Source organism: Flavobacterium columnare NBRC 100251 = ATCC 23463 (assembly GCF_002530675.1).
Lineage (GTDB): Bacteria > Bacteroidota > Bacteroidia > Flavobacteriales > Flavobacteriaceae > Flavobacterium > Flavobacterium columnare.
The window spans coordinates 22,422-44,706 of record NZ_PCMX01000006.1; the positions used below are offsets into that span (position 1 = coordinate 22,422).

Genomic DNA, 22,285 nt, shown 5'->3' on the forward strand with positions numbered 1-22,285 from the left:
AACAATTTATATTCCATTGTAAATCTTAAGACAAAATGTCTTTTATTGAAACATATAGCTTGTATAAATCGGTAAAAATGACAGAATTGTATTCTTTTTTTTAAAAAAACAGGTAATTATAACGAAATTAGGTAAGGGGTAAAAACAAGATGAATTAACAAAAATGAGTTTGACAAGTGTTATTTTGAATAAAAAAAGTATGTTCTCTTTTCAAAAATAGTAGAAACTCTATTGCAAAAAGAAAAAAGCTCTCTTTTTCGAAAAGAATGATGTTTTAGAAAAAGAAGTAATTTTCTTGAATTGTTTAAAATAAGTGAAAAATGTTTTATTTTTAAAAATTAGTCGTTTTTAATATACTTCCAACTCTTTTTAGCAATAAACAATGGGCATATACTTATACGTACCGAAGCCCATAGAAATAAGAAGCTTGAATGAACGAATGCAAATAAAATTCAATTTACATTAAACATCTAAATCAAACAGTTTTCTTAAGGTATCTAAAGCTGGATTTATATCACGCATTAATTGATATTTTTCTTCTGCTGTAAATGCTTTTTTTGATTCTATAGTTTCGTTAAGCTTAACTTCTAAATTAATGGTATGGTTATGTAGCTTTCCTCTTAGATATCCTAACAAATCGTGTTTTTCTCCTTCAAAATCTATTTTCGAACTTTCATTTGGTAATTCATGAATAATGGTAGTCCCTTCTAAGACAGGATCATTAATCAACATTAAGGCTTCTAAAATCTTATATCCTTTGTTCCCTAATTTCTGGGCATACTTTAACCATTGTTCCAGCATTTCTGTTTCAGTAAACGGCTCTACTGGCAGTTCGTCATGATGCTTTTGTTCGGGTTTTAACTGAGCTTCTAGATCTTTTTTTACCTTGATACTAGACAATGATAAAGAGGATACTTTAGGTCCTGTATTCTGACTAGGTGCTAGTTTAGATTCCGCTTCTAGTTGAGGTGATGAGCTCTTTTTTTGTTCGTTTTCTAAATTATTTCCCGTATTCGTAGAATCAGATCCCTGAGCCGTAATAACTGGTTTTAGTTCTGTAATAGAAAAACTAGAATTTCTATAATAAGTGGGAGGAATTATAAATGAGTTAGCTTTTTTTTTTCTCCATCAAAAGTGATAGAGGCTAACTGCATTAAACACAATTCAACTAAAAGACGTTGATTTTGGGAAACTTTGTATTTTAAATCACAATCATTAGCTAATTCAATGCCTTGCAATAGGAAATCTTGTGATGCTTTTTGAGCTTGCTCTCCATAAAGTTTTTGCGCATGTTCCCCTGCTTCTAGGAGTACTAGGGTTGCTGGATTTTTGCAAACTAACAAATTCCTGAAATGAGAAGCTAAACCTGCAACAAAATGATGACTATCAAATCCTTTTGCTAAAATTTCATTATAAGCTAACAGCAGATCAGGAATTTTGTTTTCCAAAATTAGATCTGTTACCTTTATATAATATTCAAAATCTAGGACGTTTAAATTTTCAGTAACAGCAGTCCTTGTTAAATTTTTCCCACAGTAAGAAACCACTCGATCAAAGATAGACAAAGCATCGCGCATAGCACCGTCTGCTTTTTGAGCGATTATATGTAAAGCATCGTCTTCAAATACTATATCTTGACTTTTTGCTACTTCTGCTAAATGTTCTTTAGCATCTTTAACTGTTATTCTCTTAAAATCAAAAATTTGGCAACGAGATAAAATCGTGGGTATAATTTTATGTTTTTCGGTTGTAGCGAGTATAAATATTGCATGTCTAGGAGGCTCTTCTAATGTTTTTAAGAAAGCATTAAAAGCCGCAGTAGACAACATGTGTACCTCATCTATAATATACACTTTATATTTACCAGTTTGTGGAGGTATTCGTACTTGATCAATCAAATTACGAATATCATCTACCGAGTTATTAGAAGCTGCGTCTAGCTCGAATACATTAAAGGCAAAATCTTCATTAGGATCATCATATCCTTCTTGATTAATTTTTCTTGCTAAAATTCGAGCACAAGTTGTTTTTCCTACTCCTCTTGGCCCTGTAAATAATAATGCTTGGGCTAAATGATTATTATCAATGGCGTTTAATAAAGTATTAGTAATAGCCTGTTGCCCAACAACATCTTTAAATGTTTGGGGCCTGTATTTACGAGCCGATACAATAAACTGTTCCATAGATCAAAATGAGTTACAAATATAGTAGATTAAATTTGTAGTTTCCAAAGGGAAACTTCTATTTATTTCTATAAACTTTTTTGATTTGAAACGATAAATACTATTTTAAAAAATTAAGTTTTTTTTAAGAGAGAAAGTAACGATTATGTCTTTACTATTTTTAAATTTGCAGAGCAGGTCGCCTTATCGCTTCCCAAACTTATTTAGGAAGAGGAAAGTCCGGACACCATAGAGCAAGCGTAGCGGGTAACACCCGTCACTTTGAAGTAATTCAAGGGAGGACAAGTGCAACAGAAAGAATGTACAGGTAATGCTGTAGTGAAATCAGGTAAACTCTATGCGGTGAAATGCCATGTATATCAGTAGTTAAGGGTTGCTCGCCCGTTGCTGAGGGGTAGGCAGATGGATCAAATTAGTAATATTTTGACTAGATAAATGATAAGGACATATTTTTTATGTACAGAATCCGGCTTACAGATCTGCTTTTTTTCTTTTTAATAAAATTGATTTCAACCGAAGTCTGCATAATTCCCAACTTTTGTCCTTGATCCCTTTTGTATTTGATCCATAATAAATCACTACAAAACCATATTGAACTATTTTGATAATAGAAACGCATCAGCAGAATCTTTCAACGCTAAAATAAAAGCTTTTAGAAGTAAATTTAGAGGTGTTAGAAATATAGAACTATCCTTTTTAGAGCAACCAATTTGTTTGCTTAATTTATCAATCCCACAGGTTTTTGACCTGATCCCCATTTTTCAGCTAAAGATAAGTACCGCCCAAAAATGAAAGAAAGCACCTCTATTCTTGGGGATAAGAGGCACTTCTCAATCAAATAAACAAACTAAAAAACTAAACTATCATGAATTTATTTTCAGATCTTTAAAACTCTAAAAACAAATATTGTTTCGATTTCTTTTACAAATATAGAAAAAGTTTCGATTAAAGAGCAAATAAAATCGACAAAAAACGTGTTTTTTATTAAAAAATAAGAAAAAACTTACAATAATGGTCGTTTTTAAGGAGATAAACGATTTATTTCCCAAGTAAAATCTTCTTGTAATTGGTATCTAATTCGATCATGTAAACGATTGGGACGTCCTTGCCAAAATTCTACTTCTTTGGGTTCTACTAATATTCCTCCCCAATAGTCAGGTCTAATAATATTTTTTCCTTCTAAACTTATTTCTAATTCTTGCAATTTTTGATCTAAAAATTCTCTACTGGGTATTATTTCACTCTGCTTTGACACTATAGCTCCTAATTTACTCCCATCGGGTCTTGAATCAAAATAAGCATCGGAAACAGAAGATGTTACTTTCTTGGCAATTCCTTTTATAATAACTTGACGCTCCATTGAGTGCCAAAAAAAAGAAAGACATATATGAGGATTATTAGCTATTGCTTTTCCTTTTTCTGATAAATAATTGGTATAAAAGATAAATCCTTCTTCATTGTACTTTTTTAACAATACAACCCTAGCTTTTGGAAAGCCATCTAAACCTATTGTAGAAACGGTCATAGCATTTACTTCATCTATTCCTCCAAAATCTTCAACTTCATGAAACCATCGATGAAAAAGATTAATTGGGTCTTCTGGAATGTTTTTTTCTAATAACTCACTTTTTTGATATACTTTTCTATAATTACTTAGATCTTCCATTTTTTATCTTTATTTTTTTTAGTTAAGATAAATAGTTTCATTTATAAAAAAATTACCCCTTTTTTTTATTATTCCTTAGTTATTCATTGACCGGAATAACTCCATAGGAGCTAATTAGTTTTACAATGGACTCTATTCTTTTCTATAGCACTCTTTTTTATGTCATAAAAAGTAAGGATAGAAATCCTAAAATCATTAAACTTTTTAAATTATTGAATGAATTTTATAAAAAAACAGTTAAAGCTTTCGTTTTATCTAATTTTAATTTAGATTCCACCTTACAGATATTCGAGTAGGGTGTATATCGTTAACAGATTTAAAAACGACTCACCCCTTCTTGCTTTTTTAAATTTTACTATTTAGATGGCGAATATGTATTTAAAAGAAGGTTTTTTTTCAGAACGTATATTTAGGAATTAACAGGAACTCTGCTATTTTTTCGAGTAAAATTTCCTATATTTATTTCTTTTCAGGATTAATTTGCAATTCTTTTGTTTTAAAATTCAAAATTAGCTCCATCATCTCCCAATAAAACATTTTTAAATACTAACTCTGCTTCTTTTTTAAAAAGTTTTATAGATTCGTAACGAGTGGAATAATGTCCTAGAATGAGTTTTTCTACATTCGCTTGTTTAGCTATTAATGCCGCTTGTTTAGCTGTTGAATGCATTGTTTTTTCTGCTAAGTGTTCTTCTGCATTTAAGAATGTAGATTCATGATAGAGAATTTGTACGTCTTTTATAAGGGGGACTATGCTTTCGTCGTATTGTGTATCTGAACAAAAAGCGTAACTTTTGGGTTTGGGTGGATCAAAACTTAAAATATGATTTGGTAGTACTCTCCCATCGTCTAAAGTTATATCTCGCCCGTTTTTAATATTTTGAAAATAACAACTTTCTATTCCGTATTCCTGTACTTTGTCTATATTTAGTTTTCGTTCTTTCGTTTTTTCTGTAAATAAAAAACCATTGGTATAGACTCTATGCTTCAAAGGAATTGTTCGCACTATTACTTTTTTATCTTCGTATATAATTTCAGATTTTTTAGACTTGAGTTCTACAAAATTTAATTCATACTGAGGCCATGAGTTTGCCAAACGGAGTTGCAATTTAATAACCTCTTTTATACCTACAGGTCCATAAATAGTTAATGGATTATGCCTGTTTAGTAAGCTAAATGTAGAAATTAATCCAATCAATCCATAGAAATGATCTCCATGCAAATGAGATATAAAAATTTGATTAATAGCTGTAAAGCGAATCTTTTTTTTTCTTAATTGTGTTTGTGTCCCTTCACCACAATCAATTAAAAATAAGCGATTATTAATCTCTAAAACCTGCGATGTAGGATTTGTAAATGTCCTTGGGGTAGCAGCATAACAACCTAAAATAGTTAAATTCATCTAATTATAAATATCCTAAATATTGCAGTTTGATTTTTAAAACTGCAATATTTTTATTTTTTATTTCTTCTGTTTCTTTCTTTTTTTATCAATGTAAGCTCTCTACTTGTTTGACCTGCTACTGATGTGTTTTCTTCTGCTCTTCTAATTAAATAAGGCATTACCTCTTTAACTGGACCAAAAGGCAGATATTTAGCTACATTATAACCGTTAGCCGCTAAGTTGTAGCTAATATTATCGCTCATTCCGTATAGTTGACCAAACCAAACTCTAAAATCATTTTTAGCAACTCCTTGATGTATCATCATTTCCATTAGTTTGTACGAACTCTCTTCATTATGAGTTCCTGCAAAAATGGCCATTTTATCAATATGTTCCATCATATAAGCTACTGCATCGTTAAAATTAGAATCTGTAGCTTGCTTAGATTCACATATTGGACTTTTATATCCTTTTTCTTGTGCTCTTGTATTTTCTTTTTCCATGTATGCACCTCGAACTAGTTTCATTCCTATATGAAATCCTTCTTTTTCGGCTTGAGCATGTAATTTTTTTAAATATTTTAAACGATCCCAACGATACATTTGTAATGTATTATATACGATAGCTTTTTCTTTATTATATTTTTGCATCATTTGAGCCACTAAATTATCAGCAGCATCTTGCATCCAACTTTCTTCTCCATCAATTAATAAAGCAATATCGTTTTCGTAAGCTAACTTACAAACTTTATCAAAACGCTCTTCTACTCGCTTCCACTCAGCTTGTTCTGATTCTGTTAGTACTTCTCCTTCTCCTATTTTTTGATACAACTCAAATCGTCCAAACCCAGTAGGTTTAAAAACAGCAAAAGGGATGGCTTTTTTTTCTTTAGCAAAAAGAATAATTTTTAATGTCTTATTCATTGCATCGTCAAAAGCTGTTTCATCTTCTTTACCTTCTACAGAATAGTCTAAAACAGATGAAACTCCTTTTATGAACATTTTATCTACTACTGGAATACAATCCTCTTCAGAAACACCTCCACAGAAATGATCAAACACCGTAGCTCTAATCAATCCTTCTACTGGTAGTTTTGCTTTTAAAGCAAAATTTGTAACAGCTGTACCTATTTTAACTAAAGGCTCTGAATCAATTACTTTAAACAAAAAATGGGCTCTCTCTAACTCTGTATCGCTTTTTAAACTAAAAGCATTTTGTGTATTGTCAAATATTTTTTCCATTTTATTTTTTTTGTTATGCAAATATAAAGTCATGACTTCATAATTTATATAGTATTTTTTATTTTATTTTGCACAAAAAACTTAATTCTCAAAAAATGCAGGTTTCTTCTTCAATACACTTCGTAAATGATAACTATTCTATATTAAATCTTTTTCTAAAGAAAAATCATTTTTCTAAAATTTTCATTCTAGTAGATGAAAATACGAACGAGTATTGCTTGCCGCGTTTTTTACCTTATTTAGAAACCGAAGTATCTTTAGAAATAATAGAACTAGAAGCTGGTGAAGAAACGAAAACAATTGACACTTGTGTGAATGTCTGGGAAGCTTTAACTGAATTGGAAGCAGATAGAAAAAGTTTAATTATTAACATCGGGGGAGGTGTCATTACAGACATGGGAGGATTTATTGCTTCTTCTTTTAAAAGAGGGCTTTCTTTTATAAACATTCCTACAACACTATTATCTATGGTAGATGCTTCTATTGGAGGAAAAAACGGAGTTGATTTAGGTGGACTCAAAAATCAAATTGGAACTATTACACAACCTGACATGGTGCTCATTGATACTCAATACTTACATTCGTTATCACAAAGAGAACTTCGTTCCGGCTTAGCTGAAATGCTTAAACATGGACTTATTGCTAACAAAAATCATTGGAACCACTTTAAAGATATTTCTCGTATTAATTTCCAAGATTTTGATTCAATCATTGAAGAATCAATAGCTATAAAAACAAAAATTGTAGAACAAGATCCAAAAGAAAAAGGCATTAGAAAAACCCTAAACTTTGGACATACATTGGGACATGCTATTGAAACTTATTTTCTAGAACATCCTAACAAAGAACGATTACTTCATGGTGAAGCTATTGCCTGCGGTATGATACTAGAGGCTTTTTTGTCATTTAAAAAAGAACTTTTATCTGTAGATGAATATCTAGAAATAAAAAATTTAATCCGTACCCTATATGACTCTATTTCTTTTGATACGGATGAAATTCAAGCCATTATGAATTTATTAATTCACGACAAGAAAAACGAATTTGGAAAAGTACAATTTAGCCTTCTAAATTCTATTGGTCAATGTGTAATAAATCAAATAGTAGAAGAGGTTGATATCTTAACCGCTTTTAATGATTATAAAAATTGATTTTTTTAAAAAAAATCTTTGGAGTAAAAAGTTATTATTTTTTATTTTTGCCAGCTATGGATGAACCCCTTTACACTGAACTAGAAATCATTTTTGCGAATATTCGTATTTGAATAAATTGTATAGAGTTTTTTTTATTAATTTTAATTACAATTTATTTATAACTAAATGAATACAAAATATTTCGACTTAATCAATCAAACCTTTTATTTTCCTCAAGAAGAGTTCACTTTAAGTAAAGATCATCTACAATTTCATGGTATTGACCTAATGAAGTTGGTAGAGCAATACGGAACACCTCTAAAGTTTACTTATTTACCTAAGATTTCACAAAACATTAACAAAGCTAAAATGTGGTTTCGTAATGCCATGGAAAAACATGGATATGAGGCAAAATATTATTATTGTTATTGTACTAAAAGTTCACATTTTGAATTTATTTTAAATGAAGCTTTAAAAAACAATATTCACATTGAAACTTCTTCTGCTTTTGATATCAATATTGTTGAAAAATTAATGGAAGATGGAAGAATCAATAAAAACACTTTTGTTGTTTGCAATGGTTTTAAACGCGGACAATATGTAACCAATATTGCCCGACTAATCAATAATGGCCATAGAAATACAGTGCCTGTAATTGATAATTTTGAAGAGTTAGACCTATTACAAGAAGAAATAGATGGTAAATTTAAAATAGGAATCCGTATAGCAGCAGAAGAAGAACCTAAATTTGAATTTTATACCTCTCGTTTAGGAATAGGTTATAAAGATATTGTCCCTTTTTACAGAAAAAACATTCAAGACAATAAAAAAGTTGAATTAAAAATGCTTCACTTTTTTATTAATGCGGGTATACGCGATACCGCTTATTACTGGAATGAGTTATTAAAATGTATGAAGGTTTACATTAATCTAAAAAAAGAATGCCCTACTTTGGATAGTTTAAACATTGGAGGAGGATTTCCTATAAAAAATTCGTTAGCCTTTGAATACGATTATCAGTACATGGTAGATGAAATCTTAAACCAAATTAAAATTGCTTGTGACGAAGCAGAAGTTCCTGTTCCTCATATCTTTACTGAATTTGGTTCTTTTACAGTTGGAGAAGCAGGAGGAGCTATCTATCAAGTATTGTATCAAAAAAAGCAAAATGATAGAGAAAATTGGAACATGATAGACTCATCTTTTATCACAACACTTCCTGATACATGGGCAATCAACAAACGATTCGTTATGTTGGCCGTAAATCGTTGGAATGACACTTATGAAAGGGTCTTATTAGGCGGATTAACCTGTGATGGAGACGATTATTATAATTCTGAACAACACATGAACGCTATTTATCTTCCTAAATACAATAAAGAAAAACCTTTGTATATTGGCTTCTTTAATACAGGTGCTTATCAAGAAACCATAGGGGGACACGGAGGTTTACATCACTGCATTTTACCACAACCTAAACACATCTTGATTGATAAAGATAAAAATGGCATTTTTGCAACAGAAGTTTTTTCAGAAGAACAAAAAGCTGAAGAAATTTTGGAGATCTTAGGCTACAATAAAAAATAATCATAAAAATACAAACACAAACGATAATAAAAATGAGTAAAGGACCTATTAGTCAATTTATTGAAAAACATTACCTTCATTTCAATGCAGCTGCTTTGGTAGATGCTGCTAAGGGATATGAAGAGCATTTGTTAGACAATGGTAAAATGATGATTACTTTAGCAGGAGCCATGAGTACTGCTGAATTAGGTAAATCATTAGCAGAAATGATTCGTCAAGACAAAGTACACATCATTTCATGTACTGGTGCTAACTTAGAAGAAGATATTATGAACCTTGTTGCTCATAATTCCTACAAAAGAGTCCCTAACTATCGTGATCTATCACCACAAGAAGAATGGGACTTATTAGAAAATCATTACAATCGTGTAACAGATACCTGTATTCCAGAAGAAGAAGCATTCCGTCGTTTACAATCACATTTATACGATATTTGGAACAAAGCTGATAAATCTGGCGAAAGATATTTCCCTCATGAATTCATGTACCAAATGATTAATTCTGGTGTATTAGAACAATACTATGAAATTGATCCAAAGGATTCTTGGATGGTGGCTGCTGCCGAAAAAAACCTACCTATAGTAGTACCAGGATGGGAAGATAGTACAATGGGTAATATTTTTGCTTCATATTGTATTAAAGGTCAATTTCAAGCAACTACTATGAAAAGTGGTGTGGAATATATGATGTGGTTAGCAGACTGGTACACTAAAAACTGCGAAGGAAAAGGAATAGGATTTTTCCAAATAGGAGGTGGTATTGCAGGTGATTTCCCTATTTGTGTTGTTCCTATGTTATACCAAGATATGGAAATGCACGACGTTCCTTTCTGGAGTTATTTCTGTCAAATTTCCGACTCAACCACTAGTTACGGTTCATATTCTGGTGCTGTCCCTAATGAAAAAATTACTTGGGGTAAATTAGATATTACAACTCCAAAATTCATTGTTGAATCCGATGCAACTATTGTTGCTCCACTAATTTTTGCATACGTTTTAGGTCAATAAAAAAGATTATCCCCAATTTATGAAAAGAGTTATTGTAGATTATTCAAAGCTTACGAGTGAAATTTTAAACCTTTTAGTAGAGAAATTCCCTGAAGGTTATGATGATTCTGACATCATTCGTTTTAAAAATGCTAAAAATGAAACAATCGAAGCTGTTGAAGTTAGAACTGAAGACACTATTTATTTAGTAAAAGTAAGCACTAAATTAGCCGATCGAATTGTGAATTTTGACGACGATGACGATATCGATGGTGATGACACACTAGACGCATTAAAAGATTTAGAAATCGACTCTGACGCTGCATCAGACGAAGAAAAAGACGAAGAAGATTCTGATGATCAGGATTCTGATGACGAGGACGAAAGTGAAGATGACAGTGAAGATGAAGAATAATTATATAAGAGGGCTCTTTTGAGCCCTCTTTTTATTCTTTCCCTCTTGTTCTTGTTTTATCTACATCCCTTTTAAAAGAAGGATTATTATTCTTTAACCCAAATTACGTATTAAATGTTTTTTATAAATTTCTTAAACAAATTCAAACGTTCTCAATTCTTTTAGAAACAAAAACAAACCTACTTAATTCGTTTTTTATTATTTTGGCTAAGCCCTTTATGCGCTTTGTAGTTAAACAAAACAATATAAATAAGTTTTGAAACTTTATTTTTTAGAATCATATATACAAAAATTATCTCTGATAGATATCCTGATATTTTAGCAATGAAAAAAAGGCTGTCCTAAATTTTTAGGACAAGTTCTTGTTTTTATCTTGTTCTATAAAAAAACTAGAAACCCAAATCCCGTTCTATCTCTTCCATTTCTATTATATCATGTGCTTCTAATAAAGTAGGAACCACTAAAATAGTATCAGGAATTTCATTAAAATCAATTCCTTCTGCTACCAATACAAACGATTTTTTTAGTGCCTTATGCTTATCTGATAACCCTATAAAAGAATTAATGGCCGCTAAATCAACCGAATGATCATGTGTAATATCAATAATTAAATTAACATCTTTAAAGGTATTGTATTGACTTATCAATTTTTGTAAAAAAACATCTGAACTCCCCTCTGTATCTTTTATAATGGTAGTATGCCCTTTATGATCAACTTTCATCACTTCTTTTTTTATTAAATTAAGTATTTCTTAAATAAAAATGACAATTCTTTTTATTTAATCTTTGAGGCTAATAAATAGATCACAGCCATACGAACTGCCACTCCATTTTCTACCTGATTTAAAATAACCGATTGTTTAGAATCAGCTACATCACTCGTAATTTCAACACCTCGATTGATTGGCCCCGGATGCATGATTACTATTTCTTTATTTAGAGAATCTAATAATTCTTTATCCAAACCATATTGCATAGTATATTCTCTAGTAGATGGAAAATAATTTATATCCAAACGCTCATTTTGTACACGTAACATATTAGCCACATCACACCATTCTAATGCTTTTCTTAAATTTGGCTCTACCTCTACTCCTAATTCACGAATATACTTAGGAATTAATGTATTAGGACCACAAACTTTTACCTGAGCGCCTAACTTTTGCAGGGAGTAAATATTTGACAATGCAACGCGCGAATGTAAAATATCTCCTACTATAACCACTTTTTTTCCTGCTACATCCCCCAAACGTTCTCGAATAGTATATGCGTCTAATAAGGCTTGTGTAGGATGTTCATGTGCCCCATCACCTGCATTTACAATACTTGCTTTTACATTTTTAGATAAAAAAACAGCTGCTCCCGGCGAAGAATGACGCATCACGACCATATCTACTTTCATCGCCAAAATATTATTCACCGTATCAATCAGCGTTTCCCCTTTGGTTACCGATGAACTCGAAGCTGCAAAATTTACCACATCAGCCGATAATCTTTTTTGGGCTAATTCAAAAGAAAGCTTGGTGCGCGTGCTATTTTCAAAAAAGATATTAGCAATTGTAATATCGCGTAAAGAAGGTACTTTTTTTATCGGACGATTAATTACTTCTTTAAAATGATCGGCTGTTTCAAAAATCAACTGAATATCTTCTTCTGTAATATATTTTATTCCTAAAAGGTGATTTACACTTAACTCCTTCATTTTATTTGGTAATTATTTCAACTGAATCTTCTCCGTGGATTTCTTGCCACTTTACTACTACTTTTTCATTATTAATCGCATCTACTTGACGCCCTCTGTAATCAGGTTGTATGGGCAAATGACGACTAAAACGACGGTCTATCAACACTAAAAGTTCCACCTCTACAGGACGTCCGAAAGATTGCATAGCTTGTAAAGCGGCATTGATACTTCTACCGGTATACAAAACATCGTCGATAAAAATGACCTTTTTCCCTTCAATCAAGAAATCGATTTGTGTTTTGTTGGCTTCCAAAGTTTCGCCACGACGAAAATCGTCACGGAAAAAAGTAATATCTAAGAATCCTAAGGAAATATTTTTTACTTGATATTCTTGTTCAAGTATTTGAACCAAACGTTTCGCTAAATACGTTCCTCTGGGCTGAATACCGATTAAAACCGTTTCATAAAAATCGAGATGATTTTCAATAAGTTGACAAACCAAACGATGGAGTATAATATTTACTTCCTTAGAAGTCAGGAGCGTTTTATGACTCATATTGTGTTATTTCGTTTGGAATGTAAATTTAGTGCTTTTATTTGAATTTGAACACATTTATGATTTAAGAAATTCCAAACCATCCAATAATTGAGTAACTTTTTATTCATCTATAAAACTTACTTATAAAATTTTCCTGTGATCATTTTTTTATAAGGATTGGGCTTTAAAAATTTTAAAGAAACTGTTTTTTAAAAAAATATTTTTTACATTGTTTTGATAAAGATGAAAAGGCTAATCAAGATAAAAATACACGTTTTTTTTTCTAAAATACGGATTTGTGCATTGTGTCTAAAAAACACATCCTATTGGCTTAAAAAATGCAATCATAGGACTCTTATCAAAAGAATCTTACAACAAAAAAAACCCGCAAATGCGGGTTTTTTTATATAAAGAAATGAAAGATTATTTTTCTCCTCTTTCCATTTTAGCTTTTAATTCAGCTAAAGCGTCGATATCACCTAAAGTTGATTTCTCAGATTGATTAGAAGTAGTTTTAGCTTCTGCTTCTTTAACTACTTTTTCTTCTTCCTCGCGGAAGATAGCTGTATGAGACGCTACTACTCTTTTGAATTCTTTGTTGAACTCAATTACTTTGAAGTCAGCAGTATCCCCTTTTTTCAATTTTTTACCATCTTCTTTTTCTAAGTGACGTGTAGGGATAAATGCTACAACATCATCACCGAAATCTACAGTTGCTCCTTTGTCAACCATTTCAGAGATCGTACCATTATGTACAGTTCCTACTGCAAAAGCATCTTCATGCTTATCCCATGGATTAGCAGTAGTTTGCTTGTGACCTAAAGATAATTTACGTGCATCAACGTCTAATTCTAATACTACCACGTCTAATTTGTCACCTACGTTAACAAATTCAGATGGGTGTTTAATTTTCTTAGTCCATGATAAGTCAGAAATATACACTAAACCATCAATACCTTCTTCTAATTCTACGAAAATACCAAAGTTAGTAAAGTTTCTTACTGTACCTGTATGTTTAGAAGCCACTGGATATTTAGCAGTAATATCTGTCCAAGGATCATTTGTTAATTGTTTGATACCTAAAGACATTTTTCTTTCTTCTCTATCTAAAGTTAAGATAACTGCCTCTACTTCATCACCAATTTTCACGAAATCTTGAGCTGAACGTAAGTGTGTAGACCAAGACATTTCAGAAACGTGGATTAAACCTTCAACACCTTCAGCCACTTCAATGAAAGCACCGTAATCAGCTAAAACAACTACTTTTCCTTTTACTTTATCCCCAACTGCTAAGTTAGCATCTAAAGCATCCCAAGGGTGAGCGTTTAATTGTTTTAAACCTAATTGGATACGTGTTTTCTCATCATCAAAGTCTAAGATTACTACGTTTAATTTTTGGTCTAATTCTAATACTTCAGATGGGTGATTGATTCTTGACCAAGATAAGTCAGTGATGTGGATTAATCCATCTACACCTCCTAAGTCAATGAATACACCGTAAGAAGTGATGTTTTTAACCACACCTTCTAATACTTGACCTTTTTCTAATTGGCCAATGATTTCTTTTTTCTGAACTTCAATATCAGCTTCGATAAGCGCTTTGTGAGAAACAACAACGTTTTTGAATTCATGGTTAATTTTAACCACTTTAAATTCCATCATTTTGTTTACATACTGATCGTAGTCACGGATAGGTTTCACATCAATTTGAGAACCTGGTAAGAATGCTTCGATTCCGAATACGTCAACGATCATACCACCTTTAGTTCTACATTTTACGAAACCATTAACGATTTCACCAGACTCGTTAGCAGCGATAACTCTATCCCATGCTTTGATTGTTCTAGCTTTTTTGTGAGATAATACTAACTGACCTGATTTATCTTCACGGATATCAATTAATACTTCTACTTTATCACCTACTTTTAAGTTAGGATTATAACGGAACTCGTTTAAAGATATAACACCTTCTGATTTTGCATTGATGTCAACAATTGCATCTCTTTCAGTAATTCTAACAACAACCCCTTCAACAACTTCTTCAGCACCTGTAGAAATGAAAGTTTTTGCTACTAAATCTTCAAACTCTTGTAAATTTTTAGCATCTACTGCATCAATACCTTCAGCATAGTTATGCCAGTTAAAATCTGCTAAAAATTGTTCTTGTTCTTTTGTAATTTCAGACATGATCTGATTTTTTAAATTTGTATTCTGTTTCTTCGGTGTTTCATTAAGCAGTAAAAAACAGAAGCGTTTTACATATAATTACTTGAAATCCTTTTAGATACACCTACCGCTAAAAGGTCTGCAAAATTACACATAATTAATTAACTAACAAATAGTTTTCTCTTTTTATAAACAAAAAAAGCCGATTTTTAGTAAAATCGGCTTTAAAATAATTTATTTCCTCTTAGTGCGAGAAAGACTCAACATCTTTAGGATTATGTTTGTGCTTAAATAAAAAGGCAAAAGCAATTGCTATAATTAACGCATATATAGCAAAAGAAAACCAAATATTATGCCTATCTCTTTGACCATTGATTGTAAAATAAGCATCTATTACTTTGCCACTAATTAATCCTCCAAAGAATGATCCAAAACCATTTGTCATCATCATAAACAATCCTTGTGCAGAAGAACGAATAGAGGAGTCTGTTGTTGTTTCTACAAATAAAGAGCCTGAAATATTAAAGAAATCAAATGCCATTCCGTATACAACACATGACAAAATAATCATCCATAATCCACTTGCAGGATTTCCATAAGCAAACAATCCAAAACGCAACACCCATGCTAGCATAGAAATTAACATTACTTGCTTAATACCAAAACGTTTTAGAAAAAAGGGAATGGCTAATATAAATAATGTTTCTGAAATTTGAGAAATAGACATTATTAGGGTCGAGTTTTTAACTATTAAACTATCTGCATATTGAGGCATATTTCCAAATTCTGACAAAAACACATCTCCGTACATATTAGTCAATTGTAATGCTCCTCCTAAAAACATAGAAAAAACAAAAAACAATGCCATTTTATAAGTTCCAAATAATTTAAACGAGTCTAAACCTAATTTTTTAGATAATGTAGCATTTTCATCAATTAAGTTTTGAGGTTTACAAGCTGGTAGAGTAAATGAATACACGCCCAAAACCAAGGCTGTTAACGCTGAAATATAAAACATATTAGCAGATGCTTTATTTCCTGTTAAATTAGTAGCCCACATGGCTAAAATAAACCCTACAGTACCCCATACACGAATAGGAGGAAATACCTTAACTACATCGAAATCATTTTCTTTTAAAATTGTGTATGCTACAGAATTGGATAAGGAAATAGTAGGCATATAACACATCATTGCAGCAAAAATAACCCAATAAAAAGTGGTTGGATTATCTACTTGTGGGAGATAAGCTACACACAATCCTCCTAATATATGAAGTATTCCGTATAATCTTTCAGCATTCATCCATTTATCAGCCACAATTCCTGTAATAGCTGGCATAATAATAGAAGATATTCCAAGTGTTGAAAAAATGGCTCCAAACTCCGCTCCGCTCCATTGTTTGGTTCCAAACCAGTAATTCCCAACTGTAATTAACCAAGCTCCCCACACAAAAAACTGTAAAAAGCTCATTAGGGTTAGTCTAATTTTTATATTCATACGTTTTGATTTGGTTATTATATTCTAAAAAGCGAGTAAATCTATGAAAAAATCAGTACTTTATAACGATTCTATAAAAAAATATCCGTTTTTTTTATATTTTCTCTTTAATAATATTCATAACCCATTCAAATTGTTCTTCCCGTGTTAATTCTGAATTATCAATTTCTATAGCATCATTTGCTTTAACTAGTGGCGAATCTTTACGTGTGGTATCAATATGATCTCGTTGCAATACATTTTCCAACACCCGATCATACGAAACCAACTGTCCTTTTTCAGTCAGTTCGTCAAAACGACGTTGCGCACGAACATCTGCTCTGGAAGTCATAAATAATTTAACTTCTGCATCTGGAAAAACAACAGTTCCTATATCACGACCATCCATTACGACCCCTTTATCAATCCCCATTTGTTTTTGTTGATTTACTAACAGAGTCCGAACTTCTGATATTTCTGCAATTTTACTCACATAGTTAGAGACCTCTAATGTGCGTATTTCTTTTTCTATATTAATTCCATCCAAGTGCATTTCTGCAAACCCAAGACTTGGATTAAACTGAAAAGTTAAATTTAACGTTGGTAAAAGTTCTATTAAATGCTTAACATTAAATTCTAACTCATCAATTAAATTCTGTTGCATAGCAAAATAAGTAACAGCTCGATACATAGCTCCTGTGTCTACATACACATATCCTAATTCTTTTGCTACTTGTTTCGCTAAAGTACTTTTCCCTGTAGAGGAAAATCCATCAATTGCAATTGTAATTTTTTTCAATTTTTAAAGATTTATAGTTAATCCAAACATAGAAGTATTGGACGCTAAAGTATACCTTGCGTAAGAATAATCAAAACGAAATTTAGAAAAACGAATCCCTATTCCTGCTGAGAACCCAGAAAAAGTGCGTTGTTCTAGTATTTTAAGTTCAGCTGCTCTTCTAAAATTATAACTTATTCTAAAATTAATTCCTTTATCTGGTAAAATTTCAGCACCTAAGATTACATGGCGTATGGCATTTCCTAAAAAACCTATTTCTTCTTCTTTTACTGTTCCGTCTAAAGTTTGTTCGCTTCTTGCAGGATTAGAAAATGCTAGTTGCCATTTTTGTAGATTATCCAATGTTAGATGCCAACGTATTGGTAAATGTTCTAATTTTTGAGAAACTCCTAACATTACTTCAAACGGTAAGTTTTCTTGTATTCCGTTATAGGTTGTTATCTGAGTTCCAAAATTCTTAATCAATAAGGCGTAGTTTACAGATTTCTGCTCGTCTAAATAAGTAACTCCAATATCAGTAGCTATTCCAAATGATTGATAATTTTCTAAAGAAGAAGCAATTAGTTTCGCATTTACTCCTAAGTACCAATCGCTTCTAGGAATATTATATGCATAACCTAAAGACATGGCTAATTCGTTAGCAGTGAAATTACCTGTTTGAGTACCTAACTCATCTCTTCCATCAAATTTACCATAGTTAATATAAGATATTCCTCCATGAATTGTTTGAACGTGTCTATCATAGATCAAGGCATAAGATGCTGTTCCATAACTTATATCTCCTAAATAGCTACCATAATTAACCGCTAACTTTCCATCCATTTCTTGATTAATAGAGGCTGGATTCAAGATAGGCTGATTTACATCATTATCGTATATTGTAATTGCTTTTCCTCCTAAAGCTACTTGTCTAGGCGATGTAGTCAAATTTAAAAAACGATATACACCATTCCCTCCTATTTGTGAATAGATAGAAGAGGAAAAGATATAAGCTAAGAATAGGAATTTAAGTCGCATCAAAATTTGCGTTAATTAAAATATTTATAACGCAGGGCGAAGATATTATTTTTTCATAAAAAAACGGCTATTTTAATGTAGCCGTTTTTTATCTTATAATGTTTTTGGATTTTTTACCTTTTCTTTTGTAATTGCTATTTCGAGTACTTCGCTCATTTCACTCACATAATGAAAGGTTAATCCTTCTAAATAATCAGAGTTAATTTCATCTATATCTCGTTTGTTTTCTACGCATAGGATGATTTCTTTGATTTTAGCTCGCTTAGCGGCTAATATTTTTTCTTTTATACCTCCTACTGGCAATACCTTCCCTCTTAAAGTTATTTCGCCTGTCATTGCCAATTGTTTTTTAACTCTTTTTTGTGTTAATAAGGAAACCAAAGAAGTTAACATGGCTATACCTGCACTTGGTCCGTCTTTAGGAGTAGCTCCTTCTGGAATATGTACATGAATATTGTATTTAGTAAAAATTTCGGCATCTATACCTAGACTACTTGTATTAGCTTTTACATATTCCATGGCAATTGTAATGGATTCTTTCATTACAGTTCCTATATTTCCTGTAAAAGTGAGTCCTCCTTTACCTGCTGAAATAATTGATTCGATAAATAAAATATCTCCTCCCACACTAGTCCATGCTAAACCTGTAACAACTCCTGCGGTTTCATTATTTTCATACTTATCACGTTCCATACGAGGAGCGCCTAATACTTTTATAACATCTTCATCGGTAGCTTTTACATTGTACTCCTCTTCCATCGCTATAGATTTTGCTGCATTACGAATCATCTGTGCGATCTTTTTTTCTAAACCACGCACCCCTGATTCACGCGTGTAGCCTTCTACAATTTTTTCTATTTGTTTTTTACCAATAGAAAATTGTTTAGGATTCAATCCGTGGTCTTTTATTTGTTTTGGAACTAAATGTTGTTTTGCAATTTCAATTTTTTCTTCAACGGTATACCCTGTCATGGTTATAATTTCCATACGATCTCTAAGAGCGGGTTGTACGGCTGAAATATTATTAGAGGTAGCAATAAACATGATTTTAGACAAATCAAATCCCATTTCTAGAAAATTATCATAAAATTCTTTGTTTTGCTCAGGATCTAATGCTTCTAACAAAGCTGATGAAGGATCGCCATTATGACTATTTGATAATTTATCAATTTCATCTAAAATGAAAACAGGGTTTGATGATTTTACTTTTTTTAAATTTTGCAAAATACGTCCAGGCATTGCTCCTATGTATGTTTTTCTATGCCCTCTAATTTCGGCTTCATCACGCAAGCCACCTAAAGACATACGTACATACTCACGGCCTAAAGCTTCTGCAATAGAGCGTCCAATAGACGTTTTCCCTACTCCTGGAGGTCCTGTAAAACACAATATCGGAGATTTCATATCATTTCGTAATTTTAAAACAGCTAGGTGTTCTATGATACGTTTTTTAATTTCTTCCATACCATAATGATCACGATCTAATATAGTTTGTGCCCTTTTTAAGTCAAAATCATCTTTGGTATATTCATTCCAAGGTAATTCTAGGAAAAGTTCTAAATAATTACGCTGAATACTAAAATCTGGTGAGTTCGGATTGGTTCTTTGTAACTTTTGCAATTCTTTTTCAAAATGCTCTCCTACTTTTTCTTCCCATTTTTTAACTTTGGCTTTTTTGCGCATTTCTTCTATCTCTTGCTCTGCAGAATTCCCCCCTAGTTCTTCTTGTATGGTTTTCATCTGTTGTTGCAAGAAATATTCGCGCTGTTGCTGATCTAAATCAAAACGAACTTTTGATTGAATATCATTCTTCAATTCTAATTTTTGAAGTTCAACATTCATGTGCTTTAATGTTTCTAAGGCACGTTCTTTTAGATCATGTATTTCTAATAGTTTTTGTTTTTCTTCTGCTGTTAGATTCATATTAGAAGAGACAAAACTTACCAAGAAAGGATCACTTTCAATATTTTTGATAGCAAAAGTAGCTTCTGTAGGAATATTCGGGCTTTCCTTGATTATTTGAATTGCTAGCTCTCGGATCGAATCTATAATTGCATTTAACTCATTATCTGTTTGGAATGGACGAATTTCGGGGACTTCTTTTATCGTAGCTCTTATATAAGGTTCTGTTGTAGTTACAGTATCTATTTCAAAGCGTTTTTTACCCTGTAAAATAACGGTAACATTTCCATCTGGCATTTTTAAAATTTTTAAAATGCGGGCTACTGTACCTACTTTATTGATTTGATCTTCCGTAGGATCTTCGTCTTCTTCATTTTTTTGAGAAACTACCCCTATAATTTTATTCAAACCATTTGCATCATTCAATAATTTTATTGATTTATCTCTACCCGCAGTAATAGGAATTACTACTCCTGGAAAAAGCACCGTATTACGCAAGGGCAAAATAGGCAAATCTTCTGGAAGACTTTCTTTATTCATTTCTTCTTCATCTTCAGGTGTTAAAAGAGGAATTAATTCTGCTTCATGATCTATTTCTTGAAGTGACATATTGTCTAGTGTAATGATTTTTTGTTGTGACATATTGTAAACTAAGCCATTTTGACATTAAAAAAATTTCATCTGTTTAGTCTTTATCATAATAAACAGTGTAAAAAACATTGATTTACAAAGCCCTAAATACATATCAGGTTTTATAAACCGGGTTAGACTTTCAAGTTCTATGCCATTTCTTTTAATAATTTAAGTATTTATCCTTGGGAACTCTTAAAAGCAGTAGAAGACCTATTATAAAGAATACAGCCAAAAATAAAACTGAATTCCTCATGGTTCCTGTAATTTGATCAATAATACCGTAAATAGACATTCCTATGACAATACCTATTTTTTCTGTTACATCATAAAAACTAAAATAAGAAGCAGTATCTGTAGTTTCTGGTAAAAATTTTGAATAAGTAGAACGAGCTAATGATTGAATTCCCCCCATTACCAGTCCTACAAAACCTGCTGTTCCATAAAATTGAACGGGTGTTTTTACATAAAAAGCGACTATACATAAAATAGCCCAGCATGCGTTTAAGAAAATCAACACTTTGATATTCCCTAACTTACGAGAAGCTCTAGATGTCAAATAAGCTCCTATAATTGCTACTAATTGAATTAATAAAATACTTACTATTAATCCTGATGTTTTTTGGCTGTCTGTTTTCCAAGTTATTTCCTCAGCACCAAAATAGGTAGCTACCAACATTACTGTTTGAACAGCCATAATAAAAACAAAATAACTAGCTAAATACCGTTTTAATGCTAGATTTTTTTTTAATTCTTTCCAAACTAATTGTAATTCTCGGAAACCATCTAAAATTACAGCTCTTGTTACTCTATGACCTGTACTAACTCCTTTGGGGAGATAATAATAGGTAATATGACTAAAAGCGATCCACCAAATACCTGTCATTACAAAAGAATAGCGCATCATTTCAATTGCTTCTCCATTAGAATCAGCACTCATTACCATCCCCAAATTAACTAATAGCAAAAGAGTACTCCCTAAATATCCCATAGAAAATCCACGTGCACTTACGGCATCTTGCTGTTCAGGGTAAGCTATATCTGGTAAATAGGAATTATAAAACACTAAGCTTCCCCAGAAGCCAATTAGCCCTAAAAGATATATTGTAAAACTTAACAATAAATTACTTGAAGTAAACCAATATAATGCCATACAAGCAACTCCTCCCATATAACAAAAGAATCGAAGAAATGCCTTTTTATTTCCAACATAATCTGCTATTCCTGATAATATGGGTGAAATGAGGGCTACTACAACAAAAGCTATTGCTGTTAAAAAAGAAATGACAGCGGTATCTTTGAAATGATATCCAAAAATAGCAACAAAATGATTTCCTCTAATCTTAAAAATAGCACTGTAATAAATAGGAAAGATAGCAGAAGTTATAACTAAACTATATACTGAATTTGCCCAATCATAAAAAGCCCAAGCATTTAACAACTTTTTATCTCCTTTTTGAAGTGGTTGCATTTTTTT

The 22,285-nt window shown here is 31.7% G+C and carries 19 protein-coding genes and 1 other RNA gene; 6 read left to right on the top strand and 14 right to left on the bottom strand.

What is annotated here, in order from left to right:
* Positions 1 to 462: 462 nt before the first annotated feature.
* Both B0A78_RS01255 and dnaX read right to left on the bottom strand, forming a co-directional pair.
* A complete protein-coding gene (locus B0A78_RS01255) occupies positions 463 to 900 on the bottom strand; it encodes a hypothetical protein (protein ID WP_014164212.1) in 438 nt (145 codons plus the stop codon).
* A gap of 197 nt (positions 901 to 1,097) precedes the next feature.
* Complete coding sequence (gene dnaX / locus B0A78_RS01260; protein ID WP_065213285.1) at positions 1,098 to 2,183, bottom strand: DNA polymerase III subunit gamma/tau; 1,086 nt, start codon at positions 2,181 to 2,183, stop codon at positions 1,098 to 1,100.
* A gap of 170 nt (positions 2,184 to 2,353) precedes the next feature.
* On the opposite strand from dnaX, the gene rnpB reads away from it, so the two are divergent.
* Together rnpB and B0A78_RS01270 are read left to right on the top strand one after the other, a co-directional pair.
* Positions 2,354 to 2,673, top strand: an RNA gene (gene rnpB, locus B0A78_RS01265) — RNase P RNA component class A.
* A gap of 101 nt (positions 2,674 to 2,774) precedes the next feature.
* Positions 2,775 to 2,975, top strand: coding sequence for a transposase (locus tag B0A78_RS01270; RefSeq protein WP_231138894.1), 201 nt, complete (start codon positions 2,775 to 2,777; stop codon positions 2,973 to 2,975).
* Positions 2,976 to 3,204: 229 nt separating this feature from the next.
* Here the strand turns inward: B0A78_RS01270 and pdxH are convergent, their stop codons facing one another.
* The 3 genes from pdxH to B0A78_RS01285 form a co-directional block, all read right to left on the bottom strand.
* Positions 3,205 to 3,849, bottom strand: a complete 645-nt coding sequence (gene pdxH / locus B0A78_RS01275) for a pyridoxamine 5'-phosphate oxidase (protein ID WP_065213284.1) — start codon at positions 3,847 to 3,849, stop codon at positions 3,205 to 3,207.
* 496 nt (positions 3,850 to 4,345) lie between these two features.
* Positions 4,346 to 5,251 carry a ribonuclease Z gene (locus tag B0A78_RS01280; RefSeq protein ID WP_014164209.1) on the bottom strand — a complete coding sequence of 302 codons (906 nt, stop codon included), beginning with the start codon at positions 5,249 to 5,251 and terminating at the stop codon, positions 4,346 to 4,348.
* A 53-nt stretch (positions 5,252 to 5,304) separates the two neighbouring features.
* Positions 5,305 to 6,474, bottom strand: coding sequence for a proline dehydrogenase family protein (locus tag B0A78_RS01285; protein ID WP_014164208.1), 1,170 nt, complete (start codon positions 6,472 to 6,474; stop codon positions 5,305 to 5,307).
* A 95-nt stretch (positions 6,475 to 6,569) separates the two neighbouring features.
* Between B0A78_RS01285 and aroB the strand changes: the two genes are divergently transcribed.
* From aroB to B0A78_RS01305, 4 genes are all read left to right on the top strand, one after another.
* Positions 6,570 to 7,625 (top strand): 3-dehydroquinate synthase, encoded by a 1,056-nt coding sequence (gene aroB, locus B0A78_RS01290; RefSeq protein ID WP_041253140.1) that lies wholly within the window; start codon positions 6,570 to 6,572, stop codon positions 7,623 to 7,625.
* 168 nt (positions 7,626 to 7,793) lie between these two features.
* On the top strand, positions 7,794 to 9,194 hold the full coding sequence (locus B0A78_RS01295; RefSeq protein WP_014164206.1) for a decarboxylase: 1,401 nt from the start codon (positions 7,794 to 7,796) through the stop codon (positions 9,192 to 9,194).
* 32 nt (positions 9,195 to 9,226) lie between these two features.
* Positions 9,227 to 10,201 (top strand): deoxyhypusine synthase family protein, encoded by a 975-nt coding sequence (locus tag B0A78_RS01300; RefSeq protein WP_014164205.1) that lies wholly within the window; start codon positions 9,227 to 9,229, stop codon positions 10,199 to 10,201.
* Between the two features lie 19 nt (positions 10,202 to 10,220).
* Entirely contained in the window at positions 10,221 to 10,595 is a 375-nt protein-coding gene (locus tag B0A78_RS01305; protein WP_014164204.1) for a hypothetical protein, read from the top strand.
* A 389-nt stretch (positions 10,596 to 10,984) separates the two neighbouring features.
* Here the strand turns inward: B0A78_RS01305 and B0A78_RS01310 are convergent, their stop codons facing one another.
* The 9 genes from B0A78_RS01310 to B0A78_RS01350 all read right to left on the bottom strand — a co-directional run bounded on the left by B0A78_RS01310 (position 10,985) and on the right by B0A78_RS01350 (position 22,279).
* Positions 10,985 to 11,317, bottom strand: a complete 333-nt coding sequence (locus B0A78_RS01310; RefSeq protein WP_014164203.1) for a hypothetical protein — start codon at positions 11,315 to 11,317, stop codon at positions 10,985 to 10,987.
* 53 nt (positions 11,318 to 11,370) lie between these two features.
* On the bottom strand, positions 11,371 to 12,297 hold the full coding sequence (locus B0A78_RS01315; protein WP_014164202.1) for an aspartate carbamoyltransferase catalytic subunit: 927 nt from the start codon (positions 12,295 to 12,297) through the stop codon (positions 11,371 to 11,373).
* Position 12,298: 1 nt separating this feature from the next.
* On the bottom strand, positions 12,299 to 12,835 hold the full coding sequence (pyrR, locus tag B0A78_RS01320; protein ID WP_065213282.1) for a bifunctional pyr operon transcriptional regulator/uracil phosphoribosyltransferase PyrR: 537 nt from the start codon (positions 12,833 to 12,835) through the stop codon (positions 12,299 to 12,301).
* 405 nt (positions 12,836 to 13,240) lie between these two features.
* Positions 13,241 to 15,004 (bottom strand): 30S ribosomal protein S1, encoded by a 1,764-nt coding sequence (gene rpsA, locus B0A78_RS01325; RefSeq protein ID WP_014164200.1) that lies wholly within the window; start codon positions 15,002 to 15,004, stop codon positions 13,241 to 13,243.
* 223 nt (positions 15,005 to 15,227) lie between these two features.
* The gene (locus B0A78_RS01330) at positions 15,228 to 16,481 is read right to left on the bottom strand and encodes a nucleoside permease (RefSeq protein ID WP_097609309.1); all 1,254 of its coding nucleotides are present in this window, start codon (positions 16,479 to 16,481) and stop codon (positions 15,228 to 15,230) included.
* Between the two features lie 94 nt (positions 16,482 to 16,575).
* Entirely contained in the window at positions 16,576 to 17,259 is a 684-nt protein-coding gene (cmk, locus tag B0A78_RS01335; RefSeq protein WP_014164198.1) for a (d)CMP kinase, read from the bottom strand.
* 3 nt (positions 17,260 to 17,262) lie between these two features.
* Positions 17,263 to 18,276: a type IX secretion system protein PorQ gene (porQ, locus tag B0A78_RS01340; RefSeq protein WP_014164197.1), complete on the bottom strand. Its 1,014-nt coding sequence runs from the start codon at positions 18,274 to 18,276 to the stop codon at positions 17,263 to 17,265.
* Positions 18,277 to 18,369: 93 nt separating this feature from the next.
* On the bottom strand, positions 18,370 to 20,820 hold the full coding sequence (gene lon, locus B0A78_RS01345) for an endopeptidase La (RefSeq protein ID WP_014164196.1): 2,451 nt from the start codon (positions 20,818 to 20,820) through the stop codon (positions 18,370 to 18,372).
* A 151-nt stretch (positions 20,821 to 20,971) separates the two neighbouring features.
* Entirely contained in the window at positions 20,972 to 22,279 is a 1,308-nt protein-coding gene (locus B0A78_RS01350) for an MFS transporter (RefSeq protein ID WP_014164195.1), read from the bottom strand.
* Between the last annotated feature and the right edge of the window lie 6 nt (positions 22,280 to 22,285).